This window comes from Croceitalea sp. P059 (genome assembly GCF_031846365.1).
Taxonomy (GTDB): Bacteria; Bacteroidota; Bacteroidia; order Flavobacteriales; family Flavobacteriaceae; genus Croceitalea; species Croceitalea vernalis.
The window spans coordinates 152,061-171,174 of record NZ_JAVRHW010000001.1; the positions used below are offsets into that span (position 1 = coordinate 152,061).

A 19,114-nucleotide genomic window follows, 5' to 3' on the forward strand; every position below is an offset into this window, starting at 1 on the left:
AAATATTAAATCAACTGTTTGTGAAATTTTATTAAAATGAAAAAAGCACTAATAGGATTCTCGCTAATCATTATTTCAGGATTAATCTGGTACCTTTTTATCAAATCATACGATTACACAATAAGGTTTACAACCGATACTAATGCTGGTACAATAAATCAAAGTTTAAAACTTTGGGACCAAACTTTGGATACAATTGAGTCAATTAAGCAAAATGAATCTCTGTATCGTCTAACACAGAAAGTACGTTTTGGAGATTCTATACATCGTTACCAATGGAAAATAAATCCACTTACTGATTCTACCTCAAGAGTAGTAGTTAACATCAAAGATGTTCAACATAGTCTTATTAATAAGGTTAAGGTTCCATTTTCTGATACCAATTTTGAAAAACGTTCAAGGAAAACCGTATTTGATTTTATGGAGAACTTGAAGGATCATATTGGTAAGTTTAAGATTAGCATTATTGGAGAAGCTGAAATGCCTTCGAAATATGTTGCTTATATACCTATAAAAGCTACTCAATTTCAAAAAGCAGGAGGTATGATGAAAAATGACTCGTACATTAGTCAGACTTTGCTTAATACAAATGCTGAATTCGATGGGCCTCCGATGATTGAAATAACAAAATGGAATAGAAAAAATGACTGTCTTGAATACAATTTTTGTTACCCAGTAATTCGTTCCGACCAATTGCCAATGGGTACTGAAATTCAATACAAAAGAATCTTTGGAAAGAAAGCCTTAAAGGCTATCTATAATGGAAACTATATTACATCTGACAGGGCTTGGTATGCCTTAATCAATTATGCCAATACTAATGGTATTGAAATAGAACCAAAACCTATTGAAATATTCTTTAGTAATCCTCACTCCGGTTTAGGCGAATTAAATTGGAAAGCGGAAATATACCTGCCAATAAAGGAAGATTTAAATGAATAAACTTGTTATTCTTAGCTGTCTTGTCATTTTACAAGCTTGTGCTCAAAAACCTTGGTATGGAGATTTAAACCATCTTGGTAAATTCCCAAATAGCTTGAGTGAAGTCTCTGGCATTGTTACTTATACAGATAATTTAGCTTGGGTAATAGAGGATAACGGGAATAAAGAATTTATCTATGGTATAAATCTTAAAGCTGGATTAGTTAAAAAATTAAAAGTTAAAAATGCAGAAAACAATGATTGGGAAGATTTGACAACGGACAAAGAAGGTAATTTATATATAGGTGATTTTGGCAATAACAATAATGAACGAAAAAATCTGACCATTTATAAATTACCCAATCCTGAACTTGAAAAAGGTGATAAAATACCATCAAAAAAAATAACTTTCAGTTACCCAGAACAGAAAAATTTTCCACCAAAAAAAAGAAGTATGTTGTTTGATTCAGAGGCCTTTTTTCATTGGGATAATCATTTATACATTTTTACAAAAGACCGATCAAGACCTTATTTAGGTAAGACTTTTGTTTATCGTATACCTGATAAAGAAGGTGACTACAAAGCAACTTTGGTAGGTACTCTTAATTTATGTGAAAACCAGGATCATTGCTCTGTTACTGGTGCCGATATTTCAGATGATGGCAAAACTGTAGTACTAATTGGATATGGTTATTTATATTTAATAAAGAACTTTCAAGTAAATATGATTTCAGAATCTCAATTTGAGACTATTTATCTTAAACATGAAACACAAATTGAATCAGTTTGCTTTTTAAATAATTCCACATTACTAATAGCCGATGAGCAATCAAAAACTAAAGGACGCAACTTGTACAATTACGTACTTAAATAAATCGTAACCTTTGGATTTTTTAATTAAAAACCGAAGCCTACCCCAAAAGCAAATCGAATTCCATCAGTACTATTAAATACCCCAATATTGGCTGAAATTAAGTCAGAACCATTGACAAAAAATCCACCGCCATATGAATTATGCCATGTATTTGAATCTTCACCTGGTAACCATACTCTGCCATAATCAAAACCACCATAAATTCCTGGAGTAACTGGCAATAACCCGGTATTTCTTTTTCTAAAACTCAAGCGTAAATCTGTATTTTGAAAATAAGATGTCTTGCCTGTAAAACGTTGAAAACGAAATCCTCTTAACCCATCATTTGCCCCTATATTAGCAGCTTGGTAAAATTCATAGTCGTCTCCAATATTAAATTGTCCTTTAAACTTTGTGGCAAGGACTAAACTTCCATTCGGAACCAGTTTGTAGGCAAATGAAAGACTCGGAATGAAAAAACCATATGCTCGACCAGATTCAGTCAAATTAGTTTTATATCCTCCTTGTAATGATATTTCCATACCCATGGTAGGAAATGCTTCATTATCAGCATTGGCATAAGAGTATTCAGCATCCAGTCCAAAAAAATCTTGTTGAGCTTCACGACCTAAACCAGTGTAGAAATCTTCAATAAATCGGTCTTCAGTTTCTTCAACATCATAATTCTCATAAGAAACTCCAAATCTCACCTTAGAGCCTAAATCTCCACGCCAAACTAATGACGGAGCAAATTTGATTGTTCTTATTTTTACACGGTTAAAATCAAGCTCTAAAGGATTTTCTTCATCTAAATTCTCGGTATCGTTACCAAAGCCGAAAAAATTAACTGAAAAATTAGGGCTTGTAAAATTTGCAGCAATTTCAAGGTTAACCCCTTCAAAAATATTGGCAAATTCTCCGCTATACCCTAAATCAAAACCATTTGTAGCAAAATAATAAGCTGCATTAATAGTATGTTGTTGGGTAAAAGGGTTTTGTCTAAAACCATTAAAGGTATACGTATTTGTTAACCCGAGCCTAAAACCATCATCTGGGTTAGCACCAATAGAAGGTAGTATTTGATTATTACTTGCTTTAATTTTCAAAAACTGATACGTATTCGTATCATAATCATTGATTTTATGGATTTTGCCTCCAAATGCTTCATCATAGGTATTCTTTTTAGTTTTAAAATCATAAGTATGTACTCCCCTGGCATTTTCATGAATCTTATAAAAATCATTGTTCTGGCCACCCACTAGGCGAATTTTTATTTTACCATCGGTTTGACCCACATCAAAAACATCATCATCATCCAAAGCATATATCCAAATCTCCTTCGTGCTTTCAGGTTGGTAAACTTTATCAAAAAACAAATCAGTCTTTATTCCATTTTTAATCCGAAACCCCTTTACTGCAACTTTTCCTTTTCCAATTGAACTAACTGTAAAATAATCATCCTTATCTGTACCTGTGACCACACTGTATTTATTGATGATGCCAAAATATTCTTTTGCTGTGCTCAATAGGGCAGACTTTCTGGCTAAAAGCGTTTTCTTAATGCTTAAAACGGTTTCATCCCTTACTTCTTCCGGAAATTCATTTAACGCAATATCTATGACTTCTTCAGTAATATTGTTCTGAATAAATTTAGCTTGCTCCTCCCAGTCTTTAATTGTAGTTTCAGGTAATAAGGCCATATCTAAAGCAAATGTTCGCGGTGATGCATTAAAACCTTCAACACTGCGTATCTCCTCATTAAAGCCCTCAAAAATTCTAAGAGAAGGTACCGTTTTTGAGGCAAAACCCATTATTGATCCGTCTCCCCATATAGAATATGATTGATCCCTATCTCTTGGAATTGGTTTAAAAATAGTATTTCCATTATCATCTTTAAATCCTGCCCAACGCCATTGATCTACGTGCCTGTCCCAATCACCAATTAACATATCGAATAATCGTGCTTTTACATATTCTTTTGTATCCACGCGATACTCCTCATCTTTTCTTAGTTTGTTAATAAGATCGTAAGTACTTTCAATCTTCTTGGTTTTTCCAAAACTTTCAAGATCATTATGTCCTTCCGACACATGTTCTTCAATCATATATAGACCATCACCAAACTCACCATTATATCCACCAAGAGCATTTTGTTTTGGTATATAATATAATTTTGGATTAGTATGATAAATACCTACCGCATCTGAAAGTGCTCCCACAGTGAAAGGTGCGTACGGATGGGCTCCTGTATAGAAATCCATAAGAAATTTCTCCGTGAACGAATCCTCAAAATCTCCTATAACGTACTGATTTTGAAAAGCAATCGCTTGTAAATAACGTTCTGCGCTCTTGCGCAAAGCCCTCATCACAAATTGCCTGCCATCTGCGTGTTGAAGTCTTAGCGAATTTGATTGATTACCACCCCCTTTTCTGACTACAGTTAAACCACCCATCAACGTATCCAAATTAACAGTTGAGGCTTTTATTTTAGTAGCGTAATACTCTCTATATCTGTCACCCCAAAGCCATTTATAAAAGCCACCTTTATCCACCTCATCATCAGAATATATGGAAGCCTCCATTTCAGATGGAAAATTATTGGAATATTGCGTAACAGATTTCTTCTTATTTGGTTTTAATATGTTAGTGCTGAATAACAATTCTTCATTTTCATCTTCGACTCCAAAAAATTCAACACTAGATGAACCATTATCAAAGATTTTTAGAATTGCATAACCCATCTGCCCTGTAGAAAACTGGCTACCGTTAAGTAATTGAGTAGCTCCTTTTTTCGCACCGGAACCGCTTACAATCTGAGGTGTATTTTCTTCAACAATGTATTGTAACGAATGTTCATGACCTGAAGCGAAAATTACCTTTTCAGAGTATTGCGCCAAAGTTACCAATCTGTTTTTCAATTGATTATACTTTTTGTTGGATTGGTCTTCAATGGTCGCGCCTGAGGTTCTTCTTAAAACATTAATTAATGACCCTATAAAAGGTAATGGAACTCCACCACTTGGAAAGATATGCTGTTTAAAAGAAAACTGACCGCCATGGGGACCATAGGTGAACATCGGGTGATGTAAGGCAATAATCGTAGTTTTATCCCTGTTTTTTTTGATTAAGCTCTCTATTTCTTCAAAAAATCTTCCTCGGTCTTTTATTTCGCAATCATCGTTTATTGTAGGATGTTTATCCCAATTTACAAGGTACCATTCTGTATCCAGAGCAATTACTACAATGTTATCACTGATTTCTATTTTCTCGATGGGGCATCCATTTTTAGGCAAAAAGACCTTTTTGCTATCGAGAGCATTTTGAATATACTTGCGTTCTCTTTCCAGTCCCTTTAAACCATTACTATACCAATCATGGTTGCCCGGGATAAAAACCGTTCTACCTTGAAAATCAGTAACTGTATTTATTTGAGCATCTATATGATTTTTTGCGTTCTCATAACCTAGTGCATCATCCTTTTTACTAGGAAAACCTTTGGGATAAATATTGTCACCTAAAAAAATAGCAGTACTATTTTTTGAAGCTTTTCCCAATTTATTTTTTAGAGTTTTCAATACTGGGTTTAAATCACCCTTTGGAGATTTTCCAGCATCTCCAATAAGATAAAATGTGTGCGATATATTTTTTCCAGAACTTGATTGTTGTTTAATAGCTTTATCAGAATATTTGGTTTTATAGGTAGCACATCCACTGATAAAAATGCATATAATTAAAAGGAAAAGATAGCTTTTAACTAATCGTAAATAGGTAAATGAGTTCATAGTGTTGACGCTTCAATCCAAAATTTCGTATTTTGGATTATTCAATATACAACTATGTCGGAGATTGTTCAAAAAGCTGAATATTTTGTTACCCATCTTTTGGAAAATCAGCTTAATAAAAATTATTTATATCATAATTTAAAGCATACCCAACGGGTTGTAAAAAGCACTAAAGAACTATTAGCTTTTCATAAATTACCAGAACTCGAAAATGAACTTTTACTTATAGCCGCCTGGTTTCATGATACAGGTTACACCAAAGGAGCCGACGACCATGAAGCTAAAAGTTGCATAATTGCATCAGATTTTTTGAAGGAAGAAAATTATAGTGAAGAGGGTATTTCTGAAATTAACAAGATTATTCTAGCTACTAAAAGACACCATGAACCCATTGGCCTTCATGAAGAAATCATCCGAGATGCCGATGCCTCTCATTTTGCCCAAAAAAGCTATTGGGAAACAACTGATTATTTAAAAGAGGAGCTTGAACTTTTGGGAATTAAAAAATATTCTCAAAAAGAATGGCGAGATGCGAATATCAAAATGTTTAGAACTGAGCACAAGTATTATACAGAATATGCTCAGGAAAATTGGGAAGAAGCAAAGCAGAAAAACCTAAAGCAACTTATAAAAGATAAAAAAACAGAAAAGGAAATTGCTAAAAAAGAATCTTTAAAAGCAAAATATAAAAGTGAAAGTCCAGATAGAGGAATACAAACCTTATTTAGAGTTACCCTAAAAAATCATCTTACACTTAGTGATATAGCAGATACAAAGGCAAATATTTTACTTTCAGTAAATGCTATTATAATTTCTGTCGCATTATCTAATCTTATTCCTAAACTTGATAATCCATCCAATTCATATTTAATTTACCCGACTTTAATATTTATAGTTTTCAGTGTTATATCTATGATTTTAGCGGTATTGGCAACTAGACCAAATGTAACAAGTGGGAAATTCACAAAAGAAGATGTAGTACAAAAGAAAGTAAATCTATTATTCTTTGGCAACTTTCATAAAATGAGCCTGCCAGAGTATGAATGGGCAATTCAAGAATTAGTGAAAGACAATAAATTTATCTATTCTTCACTTACCAAAGATCTATATTTTTTAGGCCTAGTTCTTAATAGAAAGTATAAAATCTTAAGAATTACTTATACTATTTTTATTATTGGGATAGTAGTTTCTGTATTAGCTTTTGGTATATCATTTCATTTTGAAGAAATGTCAAAGCTTAACAGATAAACTTAAACCTTCAATTCCTCCATTAAATCATTATAAGTATACGTTTTTTCAGAGCTATCATCTTTCTTATAAAGAACTTCCGCACGAATTGCTTTGAGACCTGTAACTCCTTGTAAACCTTCTAATTCTACAATTTCAATATTATTTGTAAAATAGCCTTTAGACTTTAAAAACTTGACATAACGCAAGTATTCTTTTTCATCCTTTTTTTGAGAATATACAATTGCTAATTTCCCTTTTTGAGTTAAGCGTTCATTTGTGCCTTTAATGTATGACTTATCTATTCGCTTTTTAATAACTTCATAACGAGCATTATAAGTGCCATCAACATCAAACTTCTTTTCATCCATTCTAAAACGTATGGCTAGTGGAGTGCTATATACCAGCAATAAAGAAGCAACATCCAGAGGAACAGGCAGTTGATGTTTAAGGGCATAATGGGTATTCTCCATTTCAACCATCACCTGCAATTGCCACAAGCGTAAGTTATTCAAATAAAGGGCATCAAAACTTCTGTCATTGGCAATGGAACTGCCGATATACATATTATGTTCAATACCATCGGTCTTATATCGCTCAAAATAATGGGGAAACATTTCTTGGGCTGCTTGTTGTTTTTTATCAAGCTGAGCAGCTAATTTCATGTTAATCTCCATCACACTATCATCATAATTACGTCTATGATCATAATAGGATTCAGTTGTCTCATCTATCTGGGCCTCATAGTGCTCCACCATTTTTTCAATACTCTTATCTTCACGTTTTAGGTGATGAAAAACCGGGTTAATTTCTTCTTGAACGAAGTCAAAAATTGCTTGTTCACTATTAGTGAAAAGAGTTTCTTTAATCTCTTCTAAATGATTGCTAACTCTAAACATGAGCTCTTCGTAAATCGGTAGTTTAAATTTAGTTTTAGCAGCTTCTAAAACCGTATTTATCTCCGATAATTGAATCATTAAATCTCTTTGTATAGCTATATTACGTTGCTTGGAAGAATCTTTGATATCAATTTGTCCGTATAAGGGATAAACCTCCTTAAAAACAATTTCATTAAAAGAAGGTTCTTGCCCTGAAAGTTCTTGAGTCATAAAAAGCTTTGCCTCTTCTTGAAATTTCCAATATACCGATGAATGCACTGTTGTACATTCATGTTGAATAATAGCATCAATTAAATTTTGTTCTTCTTCAATTGATCGCAGTACCGCGGAAACAATAAAAGGCATTACGTCAATCAATTTATTTGCATTTATACTATTCAATTCGTTGACATTAGTTGATACTAATTCAAGAACCCCTAATAGGTTGCCATCATCGGCGATTGGAGCTAGAATTGCACTTTTAAAACCTTGTTCATGAAGATTTTTATAAGGTTGTCCGCCTTCTGACTTAATAAAATATTTTTCAACATTAGATATGGCTATATAGTTGCTTTCATCCAATAATTTTTGATACGAATAGTCACAAAGCATACTATCACAAGATTCCATTTCTTTACCTTTCAGAATAAAGCTCTCTATGCCTTTACCATGTATTTTTAAAAACCTATCGGTGTGAGGGTCGTAACCGGCAAAACCAACTGAGATATTTTTTAAATTAAAAAGGGAACGAAAGGTATCTTGAAAACTATCCATGAAATTTTCACTGCCCCTCTTATTGCTACCAATTAGGGTAGATTTAATTTCAGAAATGGAGTGTTCTGCAGTTACATCAAACATATTTGAAATCACAAAACCTTTAGAGATAAAACTCCCCGGAGGAATTTTTTCTTTCCATAAATCAAGATTGTCGAAATTTTCTAAAAGTTCATCTAAATCATCTTGAACTAAATCCTTGGCTTTCTCCGTAGGAGAAATTTCCATAAAATCTGCATTATACAAAATTCTATAATGACGAGTGACACCATTGGCATCTGGGATATCGTAAAACAATGGCCTTTTAAAATCCATCTTAAAACCATAGTAAAAACTCAAAATCACTGTACACTGCATAATATATTGCAAATCGTCAGGTAAGTTTCTTATTTCAAGCTCAAAATCTTTGCCAGCATCATTAAGAATTTTTTCAAATCTGCTAGACGAATTAAATATCAAGTTGGCGAAAGGAATAGAAGCTGCTTTGATTTCATTATTAGTCAAAACAGGTGAAAAAGTATCTGCAAGAATGGTTCGAATTACTTCTCTTCTGGTTTCCAGAATTGTCAAATCGTCAAATCCATCTCTTAATTCAGGATATGAAGCGGCTGCGTCTAAAACAAAACGAGCTCGAGAACTAAGATATTCGTCTTTGCTCTTAACCTGCTCATCATAATGTTGTAAGAGCTTATTAAAACTAACTAATTGAATTAGTGGTGTTTCACCATTGTAATTATATCCCATATCGGTATTGGTCGTAGTTACAATGGTAAAGTTACAAAAAGATGAAATAGAGAATTGTTAAGAGATTCTTTATGGTTTTGATGGCTTTTTTTGGATATTTATTAAAATTTAATGGATGTCATCTTTTACACGTCTTGACCGTGCTTATCAAAGCGCCAAAATCATCCCTTTTGATGATAGTTCAAAGTTCATATTATTTAGTGACTGTCATAGAGGTGATAACAGTTTTGCTGATGATTTCGCCAATAATCGAAACATCTATTTTCATGCTTTAAACCATTATTTTAGAGAAGGGTTTGATTATTGTGAATTAGGTGATGGAGATGAATTGTGGGAAAACCTAAATTTTGAATATATTTTTGAAGCTCATAAAAATGTCTTTCAACTCTTAAGAAAGTTTCATATTCAAAGTAGGTTACATATGGTTTGGGGCAATCATGATATGGTGTACCGCGACCAAAGCTATGTTGACAAACATCTTTCAAGCTATTTTGAACCTATTGATGGCGAGGATAAAGAATTGTTTGAAGGGCTAGCCTATCATGAAGCTTTGGTACTAAAACATAAAGAAACTGAACAAGAGCTTTTTTTAACTCATGGCCATCAAGCAGATTGGTGGAATTATAATTTCTGGCGTATAGGGCGTTTCTTAGTCCGAATTTTATGGAAACCGCTACAAGTGGTTGGCATTGCTGACCCTACTAGTCCCGCGAAAAACTATAAAGAACTGATTCGAATTGAAAGACGAATTAAAAGATGGATTTTAAAAAATAACCTGAGAATTACGGTTGCTGGTCATACCCATAGGCCTCGTTTTCCTGAACCTGGACAAATTCCTTTTTTTAATGATGGTAGTTGTGTTCACCCAAGAAGTATTACCGGAATTGAAATTGAAAACGGTCATATTTCACTTATAAAATGGCATATTGAAACTAAGATTGATGGGACCCTACAAATTGTTAGAGTGTTATTAGAAGGACCTGAAAAATTGGTAGAATATATTTCCAAATAAGTTATTAAGTTCTGCGAGCCAAAGTTTTCATGGCATCAACAAACTTATCTAATTCCTCAGTAGTTGTATAGATATTTGGTGTGATACGACAGCCTTTTACATTAGCGTAATCAATACCAACGGTCCAAATTTGAAATTCATTCAAAAGTGCTTTTGCTAAATCCAAAGGATTCATATTAGTCAGACCAACATTGGCAATTCCGCAACTTCTATTTTCATCATTTGGTGTATTTACGATTACATTTTCAACTGTTCTTAAACTATCACTCCAGTAACGCTGAATAAACCGTAGTCGACTCTCTTTTCTTTCTAATCCAATCATTTCTAGATAACTGATTGAATCATTAATTGTCAAGTCAGTATGAACTGGATGGGTACCCGTATGATTTAATCGTCTAATTTTTGTAGGGTCTTTTTCATGTTCCGCAAGCAAAGGCCAAATTTTTGGAATATGCTTTTTTGCTACATACAACATTCCTGCACCGAGTGGAACACTTAACCACTTATGTAAGCTTGAACCGTAATAGTCACAATTTAACTGATCAATATTAACATCAATATGACCAATACAATGCGCACCATCAACGAGTACTTCAACGTCATACTTATGGGCCATATCGCATATTTTCCTAATTGGTAGAATCTGACCTGTAATATTAACCATATGGCAAACCATTATAAGTTTTGTTTGCTCAGTAATTTCTGATTCATATAAGGCAACTAACTCCTCATCTGATTTTGGGTGATTCGGGATAGAAACTTCCTTACAAATGATACCGTATCGGTCTCTCATTTGATGAAAATGAATTCGCATGGCACCATAGTCTTGTAAAGCAAATATTACCTCATCATTTTTTTTCCAAGGGAAGCCTCCAATAATTAAATCTAGTGACTCCGTGGTGTTTCGAGTAATGACCAATTCCTCCGCCGAACAACCTACTAAACCTGATAGCCTAAAAGCCACCTTATTCTTATTGTCCCATTGTTCAGTTCTCATATAATAAGAAGCCTCATAATTCACCTTCTTAATATGCTCAATATACTTGTTCAATATAGGTTTTGGAACAAAATTGTAATACCCATTTTCTAAATTGATATAATCGGGCTTTAAGTCGTAATCTTTGCGTATCCGTTTCCAAAATTCTTCATCATCATTCAAAGGGTAAGAACTGCATTCGTCAGAAGTATTTGAATATCCGGACAATGGCATTAAAGTTGTTCCTACAGCTACATTACCCAACGTTTTAAAGAATCTTCTTTTGTCCATAACTCCTTATTTTTAATCAATTTAACGAATTTAACAGCCTATTACAACTACCGTGGCAAGGTATTTGTTAATTTTATTTTATTGTTACGACTTAAATTGTGATGAAAAGACTATTACCTTTATTTGCTTTCCTTTTGACCTTGCATTTTAGCTATGGTCAAGGAGATTTGCCCACGACTAAGCCTTTGAAGGTTGGAGCCAATAATAAGTTAGATACCAAAACAAGTAATCAAGGTACTTCGTTACGGATGCCATCTGTTCTTGATAAAAACTTAATATCAAAAGGAAGAGACGTTAAAATGTTACCCGACCGACAATTGGTCCAGGCCGGAACAGGAATGGTTATTGACCCAAAAGTTGGTGAGAAAGAAAAAAAAGGTGCAACAAAGTATTTTGGTGATCAGTATCTAGGAGATATTAAAACTAAAGCCAAGTTCATCGGTATCGTTTGCAGAGATCATGAATACGTCGATGGTGATAGAGTGAAGATATATTTAAACGGTGTTGTTGTTGAACCAAACATTCTTCTTTCTGGCAGTTTTAAAGGCGTCAATGTTGATTTAACTGAGGGTTTTAATCGTGTAGAATTTGAAGCCTTAAACCAAGGGTCATCAGGTCCGAATACCGCTCAGGTTGTTATAACTGATGATGAAGGCAATGTCATTCATAATAATCGTTGGAATCTTTCTACAGGCTCCAAAGCCAGCATGATTGTGGTAAAAGACGAAAGTGAAGAAGAGTAAAATATTAGTTATTACCCTATCTTTTTTCTCCTGGATGATATGTTTTTATTGCTCTTTTTAAAACATCTTCTTTGTAATAAGGGACATCTTTCCAATTTACATCTGCATATTTTTGAATCTGGTCATTAAAATGTGATGACTCTGGGTCACCGCTTTGACCGCCTGCTAAAATTGTTTTTGCCTTTACCCTGTCTCCAAATTCTACCGCCGCAACAAAGCTATTACCACGAGTTCCATACATTTTTTTTGCCCCTTCATTGGTGTATCTAGCACCGTAGGCCGCTAATGCGCCCCAACGACCACTGGCAAACCCAATAGGAATACTTGGTTTAGAATCGTCAAATGGTTGTCGAATATCGCCATTTAAACGTTGGTATCGATTGACCTCACCCCAAGGCATTTTCCAAGTTCCAAAATCTGTAATTAATTTATCAATGGTTTCTTGAAATAAGGACAGTTTTTCTGAGTCTGAAGATTTACCTCCCCAAAATTTTACCAATTCCATTGAGTATAAACCACTAGGTCGTTCTGCCTGCAAGTAACTTTGAGTCCCATAATAATGCGCCAAAGTCATTGCAATGGATTCTTTTGAGGTTTTAAAGTCCCAATTTCGTAAGAGTTCAATTGGTTCTTTTAATTTTAAAGTGGGCGTTTTATCAAACGCTCTAATTAGGCCAGGTATTAAAGCCTCAAATGCTGGTAGATAGGGGTCATGAGCTAATTGTATCAAGCTATCTAAAGAGTACCCTGTTCTATCTTTCAGAAGCTCAATTGCATGAATTCCTCTAAAATTTTCTTGGTCACGTGACATATAGTAAGGATAATCTTCTTTTTTAGGACTGTATTCCAAAGCCGAGGTATATGGCGTAGAATTGCAATTCTGAATCCAGCCGTTTTCTGGATTGAGCACTAAAATATTCTCATCAACTTCATGTAAGCCTTGCCAATCTGTTTTAGGATTGCTGCCATCTACTGGTTGGGAATAATTAAAACTTACGTCTCGTTTTGGTACAAAATTTCCATGGAAGTAAGCAATATTTCCTTCCGCATCGGCGTAAACCGTATTATTACTAGAATTAGTTCTAATGTCCATCATTTCACGAAAACCTTGGTATCCATCTTGCTTCGTTCGAATATAAGACTGTTCTAAAGCCTTTACGGGTTCCCACATCATTGCAGAAGCGGTCCATTGGCCATTTACCGAATGAGTTATTGGACCATGATGTGTGCTATACATTGGAAAGGTTTTAGTCATTAGTCCATTATCTGTTTTGTAGCTCAAAACCACAGCTGTAGAATCTATAGCCCGTAATTCTTCTCCATATTTATAAAACAAGTTCCCATCATTCTTTACTACCGCCTCTTTGAACTCATCCATCACATCTGTGTAAGTTGAAGTATGCATCCATCCTGTCTTTTCATTAAATCCTTGATAAACAAAAAATTGCCCCCAGGTTACCGCACCATACGCATTCAAACCCTCTTCTGAAACTACATGTACCTCTCCTCTAAAATAAAAAGAAGTGTGCGGGTTAATCAACAACATTGCATTGCCAGACTGTGTCAAATCACCCGAAATTGCAATTCCGTTTGAACCCTGAGGTTCTGCCATTTCTTTTTCTTCTTTCTCTTTCAACAGTTCCAATTCAGGTAGTTCCATACCACTTTCATAAAAAGCTTTTATTTTCCTAGTTGAAATACGTTCAATATCACCTCCAATACTGCCTTCGCTAAAATACATTGGCATCCAAGGCTCAAAACGAGTTAGTAATCTAGGTTTAACTTCAGGATGAGTATGTAGATAGTAATTAATTCCATCCGCAAAGGCATCGCAAAGTTCTTTTAACCACTCCGGACTTTTTTCATAGTTAGCTTTAGCTATCTCTTCAGTCATAAAAAGTTTAGCTCTTAAATCGCTATACAAGGCATCTTCTCCCTCAATTTCTGCCAATCGCCCGGTTGCCCAAATATAATTTTGCTCTACCCGGTTAAAATCATCTTCACATTGCGCGTATAACAATCCAAACACAGCATCAGCATCAGTTTTACCGTAAATATGCGGTACTCCATAGTCATCACGTATAATTTCAATATTACTGGCTTGTTCTTCCCATACCTTAATTTCAGTTGGGGCCTGTTCTTTACAAGAAATAATTACAATCAAAAGGGCTACAAAAAGTGTTCTCATGTTTCTTCAATCAAGGAATTCGTTGACTTAAAGATAAAGACTACAATTCAAAGTTTCTCATTCAGATGATTATTCTATTTGAAGTAACTTGCACTACTATTAAAATTAGAAATGGCAGACAAAAAAGTAAGTATTCTTAAAGCATTTAAAACAATTATTTGGCCTAGACGAAATTTAGTCTTTATAGGGCTTTTATTAATTGTAATAAGTAAAGCGGCCAGTTTTGTTACGCCTATTGCAACCAAATATGTTATCGATGATGCCTTTGCAAATAAAGATGTTGATTTATTAAAGTATTTGGTAGGTGCTATAATGATAGCTATCACCATACAAGCTGCAACATCTTTTCTTTTAACTTATATTTTAAGTGTACAAGCGCAATTTTTGATTTCTGAACTGCGAGCCCAGGTTCAAAAACAAGTGCTTTCATTACCTATTCGATTTTTTGACAACACCAAATCGGGAGCTTTGGTTTCTAGAATAATGAGTGATGTAGAAGGTGTTAGAAATTTGATTGGCACTGGCCTCGTACAACTTGTTGGAGGTACCGTAACTGCGATTGTTGCATTAATTCTTTTACTCAGAATAAGCGTCACAATGACCTTATTTACCTTATTACCTTTAGCAATTTTTGGATTTATTGCTTTGAGAGCTTTTAAAATTATACGTCCAATTTTTAGAAATCGTGGAAAAATTAATGCAGAAGTAACAGGTCGATTAACAGAAACACTAGGTGGTGTTCGAGTAATTAAAGGATTTAATGCTGAAGCTCAAGAAAATAAAATTTTTGAGGTTGCTGTTGGAAAACTCTTTGAAAATGTAAAGAAGAGCTTGATAGCAACTGCAGCAATGACCAGTTCAGCAACCTTTCTAATAGGTATAGCCACTACAGGTGTCATGGGTCTTGGTGGCTATAAAATAATACAAGATGAATTGACTATTGGACAATTTATTGAATTCACTGTTATTTTAGGTTTGATGATTGCACCGATTGTTCAAATGAGCAATATTGGTAGCCAATTGACAGAGGCCTTAGCGGGTCTTGACCGTACTGAAGAGTTAATGAATCAAGTTACTGAGGCAGATGAAAAAAATAGAACCATAAAACTTGCAAATATTAAAGGTGATATGGTTTTCAAAGACGTTTCTTTTGCTTATGAAGAAGATAAAGAAGTTTTACATGATATTAGTTTTGAAGCCAAATCAGGAGATGTCATTGCCTTAGTTGGAAGTTCAGGTTCAGGCAAATCAACCATTGCAGGTTTAGCAGCTACATTTTTAAACCCTGACGCTGGTAAAATTACTATTGACGGAAATGATTTAGCAAAAGTAGACCTCACTAGTTTTAGACAATATTTAGGTGTTGTATTACAAGATGATTTCCTTTTTGAAGGAACGATAAAAGAAAACATTCTTTTTCCAAGGCCAAACGCTTCTGAAATGGAATTAAGGGCAGCCGTAAAAGCAGCTTATGTTGATGAATTCACGGATAGATTTGATGACGGGTTAGATACTCTAATTGGTGAAAGAGGTGTAAAACTATCAGGTGGTCAACGTCAACGTATTGCAATTGCCCGTGCAGTTTTGGCAAACCCTAAAGTTCTAATTTTAGATGAAGCAACCTCAAATTTAGATACTGAAAGTGAAGCCTTGATTCAGAAAAGTCTAGCAGAATTAACCAAAGGACGAACTACCTTTGTCATTGCCCATAGATTAAGCACCATTCGAAAAGCAAATCAAATACTAGTAATTGAAAATGGTAGAATTGCTGAGCAAGGCACTCATGATGAGTTGATTGCTAGTGAAGGAAGGTATTATGACCTATTTACCTATCAAGCAAGAATTTAAACTTCCTCAGGGGCCAATTCCACTTCTAATCCATCCAAGTTTTCGGTGATATGGATTTGACAGCCTAAACGTGAGTTTTCTTCAACATTAAATGCTTCAGATAACATTGCTTCTTCATCGTCAGACTTTTCTGGAAGACTATGATCAGAATTGACATAGCACTGACAAGAAGCGCACATGGCCATACCTCCGCAAATTCCGACAGTACCTTCAGGAGCCAGTTCATAAGAACGAACAACCTCCATTAAATTCATGTTCATATCGGTAGGTGCATCAATCTCATGAAGTATTCCTTCGCGGTCGGTTATTTTAATTTTTATATCTGACATGAATCAATTTATTGCTTTAACAACCGCCTTTGGTGCTTCCTTTTTAGAGCCATCAAAACCTTGAACACCTCCTACAGTGGTATATTTCATTACGTATTTTTTATCAGGAAAAATACGCTGGTAGGCACTTTGACACATTAAAGTAGCCTCATGAAATCCACATAAAATAAGTTTTAGTTTACCCGGATACGTGTTAACATCACCTATTGCGTAAATACCAGGAATATTGGTTTGATAGTCCAATGTATTGTCAACCTTGATAGCATTTTTTTCAATTTCTAATCCCCAATCTCCAATAGGTCCAAGTTTTGGTGATAAACCAAAAAGTGGTATGAAATTATCTAGTTCAAGCTCAATTTGCTCCTTAGTATCTGTTTTCTGAATTACTACAGAAGATAATTTAGCATCACCCCTAAGCTCTATGACCTCAGCGGGAGTAATCAGATTTATTTTTCCAGCATTTTTAAGTTCTTGCACCTTCTCAACTGAATCTAAAGCTCCTCTAAACTCATTTCGGCGATGAACTAAGGTAATTTCCTTAGCAATATTTGCCAGAAAAATTGCCCAATCTAAAGCTGAATCACCACCACCTGCCAATAATACTTTTTTATCTCTATAAACCTCAGGGTCCTTTATGATATAAGCAATACCATTATCTTCAAACTTAGTTAGATTCTCTAGCTGTGGTTTTCTAGGCTCAAAACTACCCAACCCGCCAGCTATAGCCACAATGGGCGCATGATGTTTTGTTCCCTTATTAGTAGTAACTATAAAAGTTCCATCTTCTAATTTTTCAATGGTATCGGCCCTTTCTCCAAGAGTAAAACCAGGTTGAAATGATTTTATTTGCTCCATCAGGTTATCAACTAAATCACCTGCCAATACCTCTGGAAAACCAGGTATATCATAAATTGGTTTTTTAGGATAAATCTCTGAACACTGGCCACCCGGTTGCGGAAGCGCGTCTATTAAATGGCACTTTAATTTTAAAAGCCCTGCTTCAAAAACGGCAAAGAGTCCAGTCGGACCTGCTCCGATTATTAAAATATCTGTTTTAATCATGAAAAAGAGTTCAAGAAAACAAAGCTATACTTTGTCTGAAGAAAAAAATTATGATTTTTATCAGTTTAACTCAGATTTACAACTTCTTCAATTTGAGGAGCGTACTTTTTGATGGTCATTTCAACTCCACTTTTAAGTGTCATTTGATTAACACTACAACCTATACAATTCCCTTCTAATTTTACTTTTACTGAAGTATCATTATCTATAGAAATTAAAGAAATATCACCTCCATCACTTTGTAAAAAAGGTCTTATTTCTTCTAATGCTTTTTCAACGTTTTGTCTTACTTCTTCTGATGTCATAAGGCTTTACTTTTTAACGGCAGAACAACCCGCCATTGTTGTAATCTTAATTGCTTCGGTTGGTGGCAAAGCTGTATTTCTTTTGACCAATTCTTGAACCACATTTTTGGTCAAGGTTTCAAATGCTTCTTCAGTCGGTGTGCCATTTTGTAAAGCTGCTGGTCTTCCAACATCTCCCGCTTCTCTAATACTTTGCACCAAAGGTATTTCTCCTAAGAAAGGCACTTTTAAATCTTGAGCTAAATGCTTTGCTCCATCTTTACCAAAGATATGATATTTGTTATCAGGTAATTCTTCAGGTGTAAAATAGGCCATATTCTCTATGATGCCTAATACAGGCACATTAATAGCCTCTTGTTGAAACATCGCAACGCCCTTTCTTGCATCAGCAAGAGCAATCTCTTGAGGAGTACTTACCACAACTGCCCCAGTAACTGGTAAAGACTGCATAATACTTAAATGAATATCACCTGTTCCAGGTGGCAAATCCAATAAAAGAAAATCTAACTCATCCCAATGTGCATCAAAAATCATTTGATTCAAAGCTTTGGAAGCCATCGGGCCTCTCCAAATAACTGCTTGATTAGGTTGCGTAAAAAATCCTATTGACAAAAGTTTGACACCGTAATTTTCAACTGGCTTCATTTTGTTCTTTCCATCAACGTTTATTGATAGTGGTTTTTCTAAAGCAACATCAAACATTATTGGCATAGAAGGTCCATATATATCAGTATCTAAAAGACCAACTTTAAAACCCATTTTAGCTAAGGTCACGGCCAAATTAGCAGTAACAGTAGACTTACCTACACCACCTTTACCTGAAGCAACAGCGATAATACTTTGAATACCTGGTATAGGTTTACCTTTTATTTCGTTTACCGTTGTCTTTGCGGGGGCTTCAACTTTTAAATTCACCTTAATCTTGGCCTTAGCATAAACTTTATCGTGAATAATTTTTAATATTTCTACTTCAGTTTTTTTTCTTGCTTGTAGACTAGGGTTTTTGATGGTAATATCCACTTCAACCTCATCACCAAAAACTTGAATATTCTTTACTGCACCACTCTCGACCATATTCTGACCTTCACCAGGAACTGTAATATTTTCAAGTGCTCGTAAAACTTCTTTCTTATCTATCTTCATCAACCAAATTTGATTACCAGTCGTTTAAACTGATTCTA

14 protein-coding genes are annotated in these 19,114 nt (G+C 34.6%); 6 read left to right on the top strand and 8 right to left on the bottom strand.

Going from position 1 to position 19,114, the window contains the following annotated elements; all coding sequences use genetic code 11:
• Positions 1-36: 36 nt before the first annotated feature.
• Together RM542_RS00600 and RM542_RS00605 are read left to right on the top strand one after the other, a co-directional pair.
• Positions 37-942 carry a GyrI-like domain-containing protein gene (locus RM542_RS00600; RefSeq protein ID WP_311383760.1) on the top strand — a complete coding sequence of 302 codons (906 nt, stop codon included), beginning with the start codon at positions 37-39 and terminating at the stop codon, positions 940-942.
• Complete coding sequence (locus RM542_RS00605) at positions 935-1,795, top strand: hypothetical protein (RefSeq protein ID WP_311383761.1); 861 nt, start codon at positions 935-937, stop codon at positions 1,793-1,795. Before RM542_RS00600 ends, RM542_RS00605 begins: the two co-directional genes overlap by 8 nt.
• A 23-nt stretch (positions 1,796-1,818) precedes the next feature.
• Here the strand turns inward: RM542_RS00605 and RM542_RS00610 are convergent, their stop codons facing one another.
• On the bottom strand, positions 1,819-5,556 hold the full coding sequence (locus RM542_RS00610) for a metallophosphoesterase (protein ID WP_311383762.1): 3,738 nt from the start codon (positions 5,554-5,556) through the stop codon (positions 1,819-1,821).
• A gap of 54 nt (positions 5,557-5,610) precedes the next feature.
• On the opposite strand from RM542_RS00610, the gene RM542_RS00615 reads away from it, so the two are divergent.
• Positions 5,611-6,804 (top strand): Pycsar system effector family protein, encoded by a 1,194-nt coding sequence (locus tag RM542_RS00615; RefSeq protein ID WP_311383763.1) that lies wholly within the window; start codon positions 5,611-5,613, stop codon positions 6,802-6,804.
• Between the two features lie 2 nt (positions 6,805-6,806).
• Here RM542_RS00615 and RM542_RS00620 read toward each other — a convergent pair whose 3' ends face one another.
• Positions 6,807-9,179 carry a GAF domain-containing protein gene (locus tag RM542_RS00620; protein ID WP_311383764.1) on the bottom strand — a complete coding sequence of 791 codons (2,373 nt, stop codon included), beginning with the start codon at positions 9,177-9,179 and terminating at the stop codon, positions 6,807-6,809.
• 115 nt (positions 9,180-9,294) lie between these two features.
• On the opposite strand from RM542_RS00620, the gene RM542_RS00625 reads away from it, so the two are divergent.
• On the top strand, positions 9,295-10,191 hold the full coding sequence (locus RM542_RS00625) for a metallophosphoesterase (RefSeq protein ID WP_311383765.1): 897 nt from the start codon (positions 9,295-9,297) through the stop codon (positions 10,189-10,191).
• Positions 10,192-10,195: 4 nt separating this feature from the next.
• On the opposite strand, the gene RM542_RS00630 is transcribed toward RM542_RS00625, so the two are convergent.
• Positions 10,196-11,458 (bottom strand): aminotransferase class V-fold PLP-dependent enzyme, encoded by a 1,263-nt coding sequence (locus RM542_RS00630; RefSeq protein WP_311383766.1) that lies wholly within the window; start codon positions 11,456-11,458, stop codon positions 10,196-10,198.
• Positions 11,459-11,559: 101 nt separating this feature from the next.
• On the opposite strand from RM542_RS00630, the gene RM542_RS00635 reads away from it, so the two are divergent.
• A complete protein-coding gene (locus RM542_RS00635; protein ID WP_311383767.1) occupies positions 11,560-12,201 on the top strand; it encodes a hypothetical protein in 642 nt (213 codons plus the stop codon).
• Positions 12,202-12,217: 16 nt separating this feature from the next.
• Here the strand turns inward: RM542_RS00635 and RM542_RS00640 are convergent, their stop codons facing one another.
• Positions 12,218-14,389 carry an acylase gene (locus tag RM542_RS00640; protein WP_311383768.1) on the bottom strand — a complete coding sequence of 724 codons (2,172 nt, stop codon included), beginning with the start codon at positions 14,387-14,389 and terminating at the stop codon, positions 12,218-12,220.
• Positions 14,390-14,500: 111 nt separating this feature from the next.
• Between RM542_RS00640 and RM542_RS00645 the strand changes: the two genes are divergently transcribed.
• Positions 14,501-16,237, top strand: coding sequence for an ABC transporter ATP-binding protein (locus RM542_RS00645; RefSeq protein WP_311383769.1), 1,737 nt, complete (start codon positions 14,501-14,503; stop codon positions 16,235-16,237).
• Here the strand turns inward: RM542_RS00645 and RM542_RS00650 are convergent.
• The 4 genes from RM542_RS00650 to RM542_RS00665 all read right to left on the bottom strand — a co-directional run bounded on the left by RM542_RS00650 (position 16,234) and on the right by RM542_RS00665 (position 19,076).
• The gene (locus tag RM542_RS00650; RefSeq protein ID WP_311383770.1) at positions 16,234-16,566 is read right to left on the bottom strand and encodes a 2Fe-2S iron-sulfur cluster-binding protein; all 333 of its coding nucleotides are present in this window, start codon (positions 16,564-16,566) and stop codon (positions 16,234-16,236) included. The genes RM542_RS00645 and RM542_RS00650 overlap by 4 nt on opposite strands.
• A gap of 3 nt (positions 16,567-16,569) precedes the next feature.
• Positions 16,570-17,628: an NAD(P)/FAD-dependent oxidoreductase gene (locus tag RM542_RS00655; protein ID WP_311383771.1), complete on the bottom strand. Its 1,059-nt coding sequence runs from the start codon at positions 17,626-17,628 to the stop codon at positions 16,570-16,572.
• A 65-nt stretch (positions 17,629-17,693) separates the two neighbouring features.
• Complete coding sequence (locus RM542_RS00660; protein ID WP_311383772.1) at positions 17,694-17,933, bottom strand: NifU family protein; 240 nt, start codon at positions 17,931-17,933, stop codon at positions 17,694-17,696.
• 6 nt (positions 17,934-17,939) lie between these two features.
• A complete protein-coding gene (locus tag RM542_RS00665; protein ID WP_311383773.1) occupies positions 17,940-19,076 on the bottom strand; it encodes an Mrp/NBP35 family ATP-binding protein in 1,137 nt (378 codons plus the stop codon).
• Positions 19,077-19,114: the final 38 nt, after the last annotated feature.